Origin of the sequence: Bacillus sp. FDAARGOS_527 (assembly GCF_003812125.1) — a bacterium.
Classification (GTDB): domain Bacteria; phylum Bacillota; class Bacilli; order Bacillales; family Bacillaceae_G; genus Bacillus_A; species Bacillus_A paranthracis.
Window position 1 is genome coordinate 1,083,155 of record NZ_CP033795.1, and the last position, 13,535, is coordinate 1,096,689.

13 protein-coding genes are annotated in these 13,535 nt (G+C 33.3%); 12 read left to right on the plus strand and 1 reads right to left on the minus strand.

Going from position 1 to position 13,535, the window contains the following annotated elements:
* Positions 1–281: 281 nt before the first annotated feature.
* From nheA to EGX95_RS07990, 11 genes are all read left to right on the plus strand, one after another.
* Complete coding sequence (nheA, locus tag EGX95_RS07940; RefSeq protein ID WP_000751836.1) at positions 282–1,442, plus strand: non-hemolytic enterotoxin NHE subunit A; 1,161 nt, start codon at positions 282–284, stop codon at positions 1,440–1,442.
* A 31-nt stretch (positions 1,443–1,473) separates the two neighbouring features.
* Positions 1,474–2,682: a non-hemolytic enterotoxin NHE subunit B gene (nheB, locus tag EGX95_RS07945; RefSeq protein ID WP_000162994.1), complete on the plus strand. Its 1,209-nt coding sequence runs from the start codon at positions 1,474–1,476 to the stop codon at positions 2,680–2,682.
* 107 nt (positions 2,683–2,789) lie between these two features.
* Positions 2,790–3,869, plus strand: coding sequence for a non-hemolytic enterotoxin subunit C (locus tag EGX95_RS07950; protein WP_001172007.1), 1,080 nt, complete (start codon positions 2,790–2,792; stop codon positions 3,867–3,869).
* A gap of 297 nt (positions 3,870–4,166) precedes the next feature.
* Positions 4,167–5,261 (plus strand): response regulator aspartate phosphatase, encoded by a 1,095-nt coding sequence (locus EGX95_RS07955; RefSeq protein WP_000405634.1) that lies wholly within the window; start codon positions 4,167–4,169, stop codon positions 5,259–5,261.
* On the plus strand, positions 5,258–5,401 hold the full coding sequence (locus EGX95_RS07960; protein ID WP_000721513.1) for a Phr family secreted Rap phosphatase inhibitor: 144 nt from the start codon (positions 5,258–5,260) through the stop codon (positions 5,399–5,401). Before EGX95_RS07955 ends, EGX95_RS07960 begins: the two co-directional genes overlap by 4 nt.
* A 642-nt stretch (positions 5,402–6,043) precedes the next feature.
* Positions 6,044–6,994: a DNA-binding transcriptional repressor DeoR gene (locus tag EGX95_RS07965; RefSeq protein WP_000356563.1), complete on the plus strand. Its 951-nt coding sequence runs from the start codon at positions 6,044–6,046 to the stop codon at positions 6,992–6,994.
* A gap of 306 nt (positions 6,995–7,300) precedes the next feature.
* Complete coding sequence (gene deoC / locus EGX95_RS07970; protein ID WP_001017430.1) at positions 7,301–7,972, plus strand: deoxyribose-phosphate aldolase; 672 nt, start codon at positions 7,301–7,303, stop codon at positions 7,970–7,972.
* Positions 7,973–8,076: 104 nt separating this feature from the next.
* Positions 8,077–9,258 carry a NupC/NupG family nucleoside CNT transporter gene (locus EGX95_RS07975; protein WP_000876184.1) on the plus strand — a complete coding sequence of 394 codons (1,182 nt, stop codon included), beginning with the start codon at positions 8,077–8,079 and terminating at the stop codon, positions 9,256–9,258.
* Between the two features lie 36 nt (positions 9,259–9,294).
* The gene (locus tag EGX95_RS07980; RefSeq protein ID WP_002081390.1) at positions 9,295–10,596 is read left to right on the plus strand and encodes a pyrimidine-nucleoside phosphorylase; all 1,302 of its coding nucleotides are present in this window, start codon (positions 9,295–9,297) and stop codon (positions 10,594–10,596) included.
* A 33-nt stretch (positions 10,597–10,629) separates the two neighbouring features.
* Positions 10,630–11,025: a cytidine deaminase gene (locus EGX95_RS07985; RefSeq protein WP_000358525.1), complete on the plus strand. Its 396-nt coding sequence runs from the start codon at positions 10,630–10,632 to the stop codon at positions 11,023–11,025.
* 230 nt (positions 11,026–11,255) lie between these two features.
* The gene (locus EGX95_RS07990) at positions 11,256–11,735 is read left to right on the plus strand and encodes a CcdC family protein (protein ID WP_000561054.1); all 480 of its coding nucleotides are present in this window, start codon (positions 11,256–11,258) and stop codon (positions 11,733–11,735) included.
* A 47-nt stretch (positions 11,736–11,782) separates the two neighbouring features.
* On the opposite strand, the gene EGX95_RS07995 is transcribed toward EGX95_RS07990, so the two are convergent.
* On the minus strand, positions 11,783–12,013 hold the full coding sequence (locus EGX95_RS07995; RefSeq protein WP_000789788.1) for a DUF896 domain-containing protein: 231 nt from the start codon (positions 12,011–12,013) through the stop codon (positions 11,783–11,785).
* Between the two features lie 189 nt (positions 12,014–12,202).
* On the opposite strand from EGX95_RS07995, the gene EGX95_RS08000 reads away from it, so the two are divergent.
* A complete protein-coding gene (locus EGX95_RS08000) occupies positions 12,203–13,486 on the plus strand; it encodes an aminopeptidase P family protein (protein WP_000843006.1) in 1,284 nt (427 codons plus the stop codon).
* Positions 13,487–13,535 lie beyond the last annotated feature (49 nt).

Below are 13,535 nucleotides of genomic sequence, written 5' to 3' on the forward strand. Positions count from 1 at the left end.
TGAATTAGTTTAAAATGAATAATATTTTTATGTAATATATTCACTGTATCAATGTGGGAAATAAGATGAAATAGAAAATTTATGCAATGTTATTCATACTAACCACATATGAAAAGTTTTATAACGATAAGTAAGTACTGTAGCAATAAAATTTGGGAGAGATGGTTCGTGTGTGAATCGCGGTGAGAACGTTCTCTATTTTAACCATCTCAAACTATGTGCAAGAAAATAGAATAATAAAATGCGATAGTAATAGTTACTAATACATAGGAGGAGTTAAAGTGAAAAAGACTTTAATTACAGGGTTATTGGTTACAGCAGTATCTACGAGTTGTTTTATTCCTGTAAGCGCTTACGCTAAGGAGGGGCAAACAGAAGTGAAAACAGTATATGCACAAAATGTAATTGCTCCAAATACATTATCGAATTCAATTAGAATGTTAGGATCACAGTCACCGCTTATACAAGCATATGGACTAGTTATTTTACAACAGCCAGACATTAAGGTAAATGCGATGAGTAGTTTGACGAATCATCAAAAGTTTGCAAAGGCAAATGTAAGAGAGTGGATTGATGAATATAATCCGAAGCTAATTGACTTAAATCAAGAGATGATGAGATATAGTATTAGATTTAATAGTTATTACAGTAAGCTCTATGAACTAGCAGGAAACATAAATGAAGATGAACAATCAAAAGCAGATTTTACAAATGCATATGGAAAACTACAATTGCAAGTACAAAGCATCCAAGAGAATATGGAGCAAGATTTATTAGAGTTAAATCGATTTAAAACGGTATTGGACAAAGATAGTAATAACTTATCAATTAAAGCTGATGAAGCAATAAAAACACTGCAAGGATCAAGTGGAGATATTGTGAAATTAAGAGAAGATATTAAAAGAATTCAAGGGGAAATTCAAGCTGAATTAACGACTATTTTGAATAGACCTCAAGAAATTATTAAAGGCTCTATTAATATCGGTAAACAAGTATTTACAATTACAAATCAAACTGCACAAACGAAAACAATTGATTTTGTTTCTATCGGTACTTTAAGTAATGAAATTGTAAATGCTGCCGATAGTCAAACGAGGGAAGCGGCTCTTCGTATTCAGCAAAAACAAAAAGAGCTCCTACCACTTATTCAAAAATTATCACAAACTGAAGCAGAGGCGACACAAATTACATTCGTTGAAGATCAAGTAAGTAGCTTTACAGAACTAATTGACCGTCAAATTACAACTTTAGAAACGTTATTAACGGATTGGAAAGTTCTAAACAATAATATGATCCAAATTCAAAAAAATGTTGAAGAAGGCACATATACAGATAGTAGTTTACTTCAAAAACATTTCAATCAAATTAAAAAAGTAAGTGATGAAATGAATAAGCAAACAAATCAATTTGAAGATTACGTTACAAACGTTGAAGTACATTAAAAATAAGTAACGATATAGGGAGAGAAGAAAAATGACAAAAAAACCTTATAAAGTAATGGCTCTATCAGCACTTATGGCAGTATTTACAGCAGGAAACATTATGCCAGCCCATACGTATGCAGCTGAAAGTACAGTGAAACAAGCTCCAGTTCATGCGGTAGCAAAAGCTTATAATGACTATGAGGAATACTCATTAGGACCAGAAGGCTTAAAAGATGCAATGGAAAGAACAGGTTCAAACGCTTTAGTAATGGATCTGTACGCTTTAACAATTATTAAACAAGGTAATGTTAACTTTGGAAATGTATCATCTGTTGATGCGGCTTTAAAAGGGAAAGTGATTCAGCACCAGGATACAGCTAGAGGAAATGCGAAGCAATGGTTAGATGTATTGAAGCCACAGCTTATTTCAACGAATCAAAATATCATTAACTACAATACGAAATTCCAAAACTATTATGATACTTTAGTTGCTGCGGTAGATGCAAAAGATAAAGCGACGCTTACGAAAGGCCTAACTAGATTATCAAGTAGTATTAATGAAAATAAAGCACAAGTGGATCAGTTAGTAGAAGACTTGAAAAAATTCCGAAATAAAATGACGTCGGATACGCAAAACTTCAAGGGTGATGCAAATCAAATTACATCTATATTAGCTAGTCAAGATGCAGGAATTCCGCTTCTGCAAAATCAAATTACAACGTACAATGAGGCAATTAGTAAATATAATGCAATTATTATCGGTTCATCAGTTGCGACAGCTCTAGGACCAATTGCAATTATTGGTGGTGCAGTAGTTATTGCTACGGGCGCAGGAACGCCGCTAGGAGTCGCATTAATTGCAGGTGGTGCAGCAGCTGTAGGCGGTGGTACAGCCGGTATCGTATTAGCGAAGAAAGAACTTGATAATGCACAAGCTGAAATTCAAAAAATAACAGGACAAGTTACAACTGCTCAATTAGAAGTAGCTGGGTTAACGAACATTAAAACACAAACGGAGTATTTAACAAATACGATTGATACTGCAATTACAGCGTTGCAAAACATTTCAAACCAATGGTACACAATGGGGTCAAAATACAATTCTTTACTTCAAAATGTAGATTCAATTAGTCCGAATGACCTTGTTTTTATTAAAGAAGATTTAAACATTGCGAAAGATAGCTGGAAAAACATTAAAGACTATGCAGAAAAGATTTATGCTGAAGACATTAAAGTAGTAGACACAAAAAAAGCATAATCGAATACGAATCGTTAGAGCGTTAAGTGTTGATGAATGATTTGAAGCTCCTGTTCAGTTGTGAGCAGGAGCTTTTTATACTCTTATAAAGAAACTAGGTGAAAAGTATGCAGAAACGATTTTATAAGAAATGTCTTTTAACATTAATGATTGCTGGGGTGGCAACGAGTAATGCATTTCCTTTACATACTTTTGCAGCAGAACAAAACGTAAAAATACAACAAGAAAATGCGAATGATTACTCTCTTGGCCCAGCAGGATTCCAAGATGTAATGGCACAAACAACATCGAGCATATTCGCGATGGATTCATATGCAAAATTAATTCAAAATCAGCAAGAAACGGATTTAAGCAAAATAAGTTCGATTAATGGTGAGCTTAAAGGGAATATGATTCAGCATCAAAGAGATGCAAAAATGAATGCGGCGTATTGGTTAAATAGTATGAAGCCTCAAATTATGAAAACGGATCAAAATATTATTAATTACAATAATACTTTTCAATCGTATTATAATGACATGTTAATAGCGATTGATCAAAAGGATAGCGGAAAATTAAAAGCGGATTTAGAAAAGTTGTATGCGGATATTGTAAAGAATCAAAATGAGGTAGATGGATTATTAGGAAATTTGAAAGCTTTTCGCGATAGAATGGCGAAAGATACAAATAGTTTCAAAGAGGATACAAATCAGTTAACAGCGATATTGGCAAGTACGAATGCAGGTATTCCAGCTCTAGAGCAACAAATAAATACATATAACGATTCGATTAAAAAGAGTAATGATATGGTTATTGCTGGTGGCGTACTTTGCGTAGCTCTAATAACATGTCTTGCTGGCGGACCGATGATTGCCGTCGCGAAAAAAGATATCGCAAATGCAGAACGAGAAATCGCTAATTTAAAAGATAGAATTTCTGGAGCGCAAGCAGAAGTCGCAATTTTGACAGATGTAAAAAATAAAACAACAAATATGACTGAAACGATTGATGCAGCAATTACAGCACTGCAAAACATATCAAATCAATGGTATACAGTAGGGGCAAAATATAATAACTTATTACAAAACGTAAAAGGAATTACTCCTGAAGAGTTTACGTTTATAAAAGAAGATTTACATACAGCAAAAGATAGCTGGAAAGACGTAAAAGATTATACAGAAAAATTACATGAAGGCGTAGCGAAGTAAACAGTGGACTAGTTCTGCTGTTTATTTTTTGCCGAGAGTACCAACCTTCTTATCTCAAGGTATTTACTCTTCTTGGTATGATGATCGCAAGTTCTATTTATAAAAAATAGGTCTTAATAGAAATTTATATAATTCTTTCAAATAAGTGCAATTGGATATTAGCCATGTGTATTTTAAGTGCGAAATATATAGTTTGATCCTAAAATATTTCTCAACCTCAAAATTGCATGCATTCAAAATAATTGTGTTAATATTTAAATAATATGCAAGTAATAGCTAAAGAGAGGGTGACGGGCGATGGAAATAAGAGATTTCACACATACAGGGTATGCATTATTACAAGAATGGTATCATCAAATGGTTTCTCAACATACTGAAAAAACTATTATGTTGAAACAAGTTATAGACGAAAAACTTGATAGTATGAAAGAATGTGACAATCTTTTAGATTATTACACCTTATTTAATTGGCGTTTTCAAATGTTAATCGGTAATTTTGAAAATGATCTAGAAAGTCTTTCACATCTTCAAGAGCAACCTGATTCAAGATTACAATACTATTATCACTTCTTTAAATTCATCTATAAAACAGAAATGGGGCAGTATCCAAGGGCAGAACATCATTTGAGGCTTGCGGAAAAAATGCTTCCAATACTTAATGATGAATTAGAAAATGCAGAGTTTCAATATAGAGTAGGTTTATATCATTACTATTTGTCGCAACCTACTTTAGCGGTGAAATATACATCTAATGCCCTTGATTATTTCGCAGAAGATAAAGAATTACATACGTTTCATGCGAAAGTTGGAGCGTGTAAAAACACAATAGGAATGTCTCTTATTACACTTGATCAGCATGATATGGCGGAAGAATATTTAATATCTGCCTTAAGTATATTAGAGGATGAAAAGGAATTGAAAGCAGCCCTAACAGTTCGTTATAATTTAGCTGTTTTTTATTCGAATCAACAATTGTGGGAAATCTCTCTAAGGCATTTAGAAGATGTATATGAAAAATTCAGTTCCCCGCGATTACCGTACCAGAAAAAAGGTATACATACCTTAGCGGAAGTTCACTATAAATTAGGGAATTATGAAAAGGCAAAATTCTTTATTGATGAAGGGCTAAAAGATTGTACGGAAGAATACCACCACCGTTATAATATCTTGAGTGCTTTAGTTAATAAGGTTTCTATTGAAAAATTAGAGTTTGTTGTTTTGGAAGCTATAGCTTATTTTAAGGAACAAAATATTTCAAAAGAAATTCAAAATTATTCTGAACTTTTAGCTAATGAGTGTTATAACGTAGGAATGAAGGATAAGGCTTCAGAGTATTATCGTATGAGTTATGAAGCTAAAATTTCAATAAAGGAAAAGGGGTATTTAAGATGAAAAAGATTAAGGTTTTCGTCATAAGTCTAGTAACTGTCACTGTATTATCTATTGGATTAAATAACCCTGAAATTCATCAAAATATATCAGAAAAAGCACCTGTTGTACAACATATGACTGAACCAGGTGGAGGAATCTAGTAAAAGGTTCATTCCCCTTTTAAAAAACGATAATTATAATTCCTAAGAAAAGCCTATTTCCTAAAAAGAAATGGGCTTTTTAATATGTGCTAATACCCCATTGTCCATCAAGCGAAAATTTTAAGACGCTCTCATAACAAGAAATCAGCTCATCTTTTCTTAGCTGTCTAACAAAAATTAAATTTCACTAAAACAGGTAAATCTTGTTTTAATTTTTCACTTCAAACTGAAGATTTAATGCATGTTACGTATGGAATTAAGAAAAAAGGACAAAAAATGGTCTCTTTACTAACCCTTACAGAAAACGCGAATGGAAATTCCATAAGTATGAGAAAAGCAGTTTTTGATATCCTGGGCCTCATATACAACTTTTCTATGTTAAATAACTTGATTCTACCGTGCGTTTTTGAGCGGTCCTGTTATCGTTATTGCAGAAAATGCGTGAATTAAATGATAATGGATTTACATGTTTCACGCGTAACTATATTGAGTTAGTAAATCTACACAATAATGTTTTATTTCATGCAGTAAGTGTAGTGGATGTTCAGTTAGATAAAATTCAGTAGTCGAAATTTCTTGCATAAAGCTGTATAATGCTTGTAACGAAAAGGAAATACAGGAAAGGATATGTAGCGAGTTACTATGGATAAAGATAAACAACAATTAAGTGTAGAAGTTGCAAGATTATATTATCAATCAGATTATAGTCAGCAAGAAATTGCTAACAAATTAAATATTTCAAGACCGACAATTTCTAGACTATTAAAGTACGCGAAAGAAAAAGGATTTGTTCAAATTAGCATAGCCGATCCATTTGCTGATTTAGATAATGTCGGTAATTTACTGAAAGAAAAATATAACTTGTTAGAAGCACATGTTGTATTTTCCCCAGTGCCAGAATATGCAACGATTACAGAGTATATAAGTAAATATGCAGCTGAGTATATGGAAAAGACGGTTAAAAACGGTGATATCGTTGGTGTAAGCTGGGGAATGACGATGTATGAAATCGCTAGAAAAATCGTACCACAACATGTAAAAGGTGTAGAAGTTGTCCAGCTAAAAGGTGGTATTAGCCATTCGAGTGTAAATACATATGCAAATGAAACCATTGCATTATTTGCAGATGCTTTTCAAACGACGCCAAGAAATCTACCTCTTCCAGTTATATTTGATAATGCAGTGACAAAAGAATTAGTAGAGCAGGATCGACATATTCATCACATTATTGAAATGGGGAAACAAGCGAATATTGCAATTTTCACTGTAGGAACAGTGCGAGACGAGGCGCTATTATTCCGATTAGGTTATTTCGATAAGGATGAAACGAGTTTACTCAAAAAACAATCGGTCGGTGACATTTGTTCACGTTTCTTTGATGGAGACGGAAATATTAGTAGTGAAGAAATTAATAAGCGAACCATCGGAATTGAGTTAGAAGAACTAAAATTAAAGAAACGCTCTATTTTAGTTGCAGGTGGTAATAGAAAAATAAAAGCAATTGATGGTGCGTTACGTGGCGGATATGCAAATGTATTAATTATCGATCAGCATACGGCGAAAGAATTGTTACATTATCAAAAAGAAGATTAGAAATAAAAGGCTTTCTCAAGATATTCATTTTGAGAAAGCCTTTTATTTTGTTATGTATGAATTATGGGATTATTTTTGAATACAAATTGCCTTTTTTAAAATAATTATGGATATTGAGATACATACTACCATTGTTAATATAAAAAATTTGAATTTATATATGAAGTATTTCTTAGTTAGAATGCGCTTTATTTACTAGAAGGAAATTCCTTTTTAAAAAGAATGAACAAAATTTCAAAAGTATATTTACATTTGTTCAACTAAGAGTTAGAATGAAGTTGTTAAAAGATATGAGGAGTGAAGATAATGAATATTGCAAAGTTAATTGACCATACAATTTTAAAAGCTAATGCTACAAAAGAAGATGTTATGAAAGTAATCGAAGAAGCAAAGGAATATAAATTCGCTTCTGTTTGTATTAACCCAACATGGGTAAAGCTAGCTGCTGAAGAACTAGCTGGACATGATGTAGATGTTTGTACTGTAATTGGTTTCCCATTAGGAGCAAGTACGACTGAAACAAAAGCATTTGAAACAAAAGATGCTATCGCAAAAGGTGCAACTGAAGTTGACATGGTAATCAACGTAGGCGCTTTAAAAGATGGCGACGACGAACTTGTTGAAAAAGACATTTATGAAGTAGTACAAGCAGCAAAAGGAAAAGCTCTTGTAAAAGTAATCATTGAAACTTGTCTATTAACAGATGAAGAGAAAGTACGCGCTTGTGAATTATCAGTAAAAGCTGGTGCTGACTTCGTAAAAACTTCAACTGGATTCTCAACTGGCGGAGCAACTGCTGAAGATATCGCATTAATGCGTAAAACAGTAGGACCAAACGTTGGTGTAAAAGCATCTGGTGGTGTTCGTACACGTGAAGATGCAGACAAAATGGTAGCTGCTGGAGCTTCTCGTATTGGAGCAAGTGCTAGTGTTGCAATCGTATTAAATGATGCAAAAGATGCTACAGATAACTACTAATCATTAGTGAAGTCAAGGGCAATAGATACACAAAGTAAAGTGTATCTATTGCTTTAACAATTGAAAGAAATGTAAGCGGATACGAACACGGGAGGAGACGGCTTATGAAATACTTAATCGGTGTTTTTGGCCTCGTATTGATTTTAGGTATCGCTTGGCTTGCTAGTAATGATAGAAAGAAAGTCAAATATCGTCCAATCATAACGATGGTTATATTACAATTCATTTTGGGGTTTCTATTATTAAATACAAGTGTAGGGAATATATTAATTAGCGGAATAGCAGATGGTTTTGGAGAGCTATTAAAATATGCCGCTGACGGTGTAAATTTCGTATTTGGTGGATTAGTAAATCAAAAAGAGTTTTCATTCTTTTTAAGTGTATTAATGCCAATCGTATTTATATCAGCTTTAATCGGTATTTTGCAACATATTAAAGTGTTACCTATTATTGTGAAATCTATCGGTCTAGCATTAAGTAAAGTAAATGGAATGGGGAAACTAGAATCATATAACGCTGTTGCTTCTGCGATTTTAGGACAATCTGAAGTGTTTATTTCAGTTAAGAAACAATTAGGATTATTGCCAGAGAAAAGAATGTACACATTATGTGCATCTGCAATGTCTACCGTTTCCATGTCTATCGTTGGATCGTATATGGTGTTATTAAAACCGCAATATGTTGTAACCGCTTTAGTGCTTAACTTATTCGGGGGCTTTATTATTGCTTCTATTATTAATCCTTATGAAGTTACTGATGAAGAAGATATGTTAGAAGTACAAGAAGAAGAAAAAAAGACTTTCTTTGAAGTATTAGGGGAATACATTATTGATGGATTTAAAGTTGCGATTACAGTAGCAGCTATGTTAATTGGTTTCGTTGCTCTTATCGCATTCATTAATGCAGTATTTAAAGGTGTAATCGGTATTTCATTCCAAGAAATTCTCGGTTATGCATTTGCACCATTTGCATTTATTATGGGTGTACCTTGGCATGAAGCAGTTAATGCCGGAAATATTATGGCAACAAAATTAGTATCGAATGAATTTGTCGCTATGACAGATTTAGCACAAGGAAACTTTAATTTCTCAGATAGAACGACAGCGATTATATCTGTATTCTTAGTTTCATTTGCAAACTTCTCTTCAATTGGAATTATTGCAGGAGCGGTTAAGAGCTTAAATGAAAAGCAAGGGAATGTAGTCGCAAGATTTGGTTTGAAATTACTTTTCGGTGCAACATTAGTAAGTTTCTTATCAGCAACAATCGTAGGCTTATTATTTTAATAGATTCATATCATATAAAAAGGAATGGTGATTGTAATGAGAATGGTAGATATTATTGCGAAAAAACGTGACGGTAAAGAATTAACGACTGAAGAAATCAAATTCTTTATTAATGGATATACAGACGGAAGTATTCCTGATTATCAAGTAAGTGCACTTGCAATGGCAATCTTCTTTAAAGATATGACAGATCGCGAACGTGCAGATTTAACGATGGCAATGGTGGAGTCCGGAGAAACAATCGACTTATCAGCAATTGAAGGAATTAAAGTAGACAAACATTCAACTGGCGGTGTTGGTGATACAACAACATTAGTACTAGGACCATTAGTAGCTGCTTTAGATGTACCAGTAGCAAAAATGTCTGGTCGTGGTTTAGGACATACGGGCGGAACAATTGATAAATTAGAAGCGGTAGAAGGATTCCACGTTGAAATTACGAAAGAGCAGTTCATTGATATTGTAAACCGTGACAAAGTAGCTGTTATTGGGCAAACAGGAAACTTAACACCTGCAGACAAAAAGATTTATGCATTACGCGATGTAACAGGAACGGTTAACTCAATTCCTTTAATCGCAAGTTCAATTATGAGTAAAAAAATTGCAGCTGGTGCTGACGCAATCGTACTTGATGTGAAAACAGGTGCTGGCGCATTTATGAAAACAGAAGAAGATGCAAAAGAATTAGCACATGCAATGGTACGTATCGGAAATAATGTAGGACGTCAAACGATGGCTGTTATTTCAGATATGTCACAACCACTTGGTTTTGCAATTGGTAACGCTCTAGAAGTGAAAGAAGCGATTGATACGTTAAAAGGTGAAGGTCCAGAAGATTTAACAGAATTAGTACTCGTATTAGGAAGTCAGATGGTCGTACTTGCGAAAAAAGCAAATACATTAGAAGAAGCTCGTGAAATGTTAATTGAAGTGATGAAGAACGGAAAAGCAACTGAGAAGTTTAAAGAGTTCTTAAGCAATCAAGGCGGAGATAGCTCAATTGTAGACAATCCAGAAAAAATGCCACAAGCGAAGTATGTAATTGATGTACCTGCAAAAACTTCAGGTGTTATTTCTAACATTGTTGCAGATGAAATCGGTATCGCAGCTATGCTACTTGGTGCTGGCCGTGCAACGAAAGAAGACGAAATTGATTTAGCGGTAGGACTAATGTTACGTAAAAAAGTGGGCGATGCAGTAAAAGAAGGCGAGCCATTCGTAACAATCTATGCAAATCGCGAAAATGTAGAAGATGTAAAAGCTAAAATTTATGAGAACATTTCTATCGCTGAAACAGCAGAGGCTCCTAAATTAGTGCATACAGTTATTACTGACTAATCATCATTACACTTACTTTGAGGGGGAAATAATATGGATAAGAAAAAATATATTGAAGAAGCAAATAAGATGTTAGAAAAAGCATATATTCCGTATTCAAAATTTCCTGTTGGTGCAGCGTTAGTTACGAAAGAAGGTAAAATCTATACTGGTTGTAATATAGAAAATGCTTCTTATGGTTTATGTAACTGCGCAGAAAGAACAGCGATCTTTAAAGCAGTATCAGAAGGTGAGCGCGACTTTAGTTACTTAGTTATTACAGGAGAAACGGACGGACCGATTTCACCGTGTGGTGCTTGTAGACAAGTAATCGCTGAATTCTGTGATCCGAAAATGCCTGTATTATTAACGAATGTAAAAGGCGATGAAAAAGAAGTAACTGTTGAGCAATTACTTCCAGGTGCTTTTACAAATGACGATTTAAAATAAGTTAAAAGCCATTTTGCAATATTAATTGCAAAATGGCTTTTTTGTTTGAAAATTGAATGTAATATTTTGTTCATATTCCGTTCATAAACTTTGCGTAAAATGATTGCAGCGAATATGGAAAGTTTACAGCAGGAGGGATATAATGAAGAAATTCTATAATGGTGCTTGTAGTTACTTATTAATTTATGATTTTGCTCAAAAAGTCATTTAAATAGATAGGAGTGGAAAGTATGATAGCACTTTTATCAAGTATTGTAGCAGTTTGTATGGCTGTTGGGGTAATGTTTCTTCGCTTTAAAGCAGCGAAAAAGCCGGTAACGAAAAAGAAAATAATATTGCCGCCAATTTTTATGAGTACTGGCGCAATGATGTACTTCTTACCAGCGTTTCGATTAACATCGTTAGAAATAGTAGAGGCGATTAGTATAGGACTTATTTTCTCTATATTTCTTATTAAAACAACGAAGTTTGAAATAAGAAATGAACATATATATATGAAACCGTCAAAAGCATTCATATTTATTTTAGTTGGATTATTAGCAGTGCGAGTAGTAATGAAATCGTATTTAAGTCAATCGATTGACTTAGCAGAGTTAAGTGGAATGTTTTTCTTACTCGCTTTTGCGATGATTGTATCGTGGAGAATTGCTATGTATCGTTCCTATGCTAAATTAGAAAAAACAATAAAAAGAGCTGGAATTTCTATATAGGAAATCCAGCTCTTTTTATGTTTTATTAAAATTCTTTAACGCGGAACTCATTTGCTTAATTTTAAACGTATTTGAGCATCTTGTAATGCCGCTGGCGTAACGTTAAGACCATTTTGATCAACAATTTTTGTGTTTAATAAAATGGAATCTAAGCTTCCACGAAATGTTTGTGTATAGTTTTGACGCAACATTTGTTGTTCTTGTTTTTCATCAACTGTTAATCCAGATACTTTTTCTTTTTTTGATAATTCGTTAATACGGAACAAAATGTTTTTCATTTGTTTCACCTCTAGTTAGATTTAATTACATTAGTTACTTACTAATGTATAGTTATCATAACGTGTAATTTTAATTATGTCAACACCATCTAAAAAGGTTAAAAATTGACGAAAAATTGTAACAATAATAAAATGAATTGATTAGATAATTATTTTTTTAATCATACATAGAACGCTAGGGGGATTATTATGAAATCAACATTTTTTGCTCAAAATAGAGAACGATTAGTAAACACATTACCAGATGAATCAATTACAATTTTATTTGCTGGACAAGCACCTCATATGTCAGCGGATGCACATTATAAGTTTGTGCCGAATCGGAATTTTTATTATGTAACAGGAATCGATGAACCAAATGTTATTTTCATGTTGAAGAAAATTGGAAAGAGTGTTGAAGAAACACTATTCATTGAAAAGTCAGATCCAGTAATGGAAAAGTGGGTCGGTAAAACAGTTTCTAGCGAAGAGGCAGAGAAAATTTCAGGTATAAAGAAAGTTGTATATTTAGATAGCTTTGAAAAGACAATGTCAAATATATTTTTTACAGAAAATGTGAAGCATCTATTTTTAGATTTAGAGCGTCGTGAGTGGAATGGTACAGAGACAAAAACATTAGCGTTTGCTAAACATGTAAGAGAACAATACCCGCACGTAACAATTAGTAATGTATATCCAAATATTTGTGAATTACGAGTGTTTAAAACAGAAGAAGAAATTGAAATTATGAAAGAAGCGATTGCTGTAACGAAAGACGGTATTTACAACGTACTTAAGCATGCAAAAGCAAACATGATGGAATATGAATTAGAAGCCCAGTTTGATTTCACACTGAAGTCATCTGGCATTAAGCATCATGCGTTCAATACAATTTTGGCGAGTGGGAAAAATGCTACAGTTCTTCATTATGAAGATAATGATGCACAAATTCAAAATGGTGACTTAGTATTACTAGATTTAGGTGCTCAAAAAGACTACTATAACGCTGATATTAGTTATACATTCCCGGCAAATGGAACATTCTCTAGTCGCCAAAAACAAATTTATAATATTGTATTAAAAGCATTAAAAGAAACAACAGAGATTATTAAGCCAGGCTTAAAGTTCGCTGCATTAAATGAACACGCTAAAAAAGTACTCGCAGAAGGGTGCAAAGCAGTTGGTTTAATTCAAGAAGATGAAGAGTTATCAAAATACTATTATCATGGTGTCAGCCATTTCCTTGGTTTAGATACGCATGATGTAGGGACATACAAAGATAGAGTATTAGAAGAAGGCATGGTTATTACAATTGAACCTGGTCTTTATATTGAAGAAGAATCGATTGGAATTCGTATTGAAGATGATATTCTTGTAACGAAAGACGGATACGAAAACTTGTCAAAAGATATCATTAGAGAAGTGGAAGAGATTGAAGCGTTTATGAGTGTAAATAATGAACATGTCAAAGGAAAACAAGCTGTAGTTAAATAATAAGAAAGTCATCACTAATTTATTTGAACTTTATCTCGAATCGTGGACA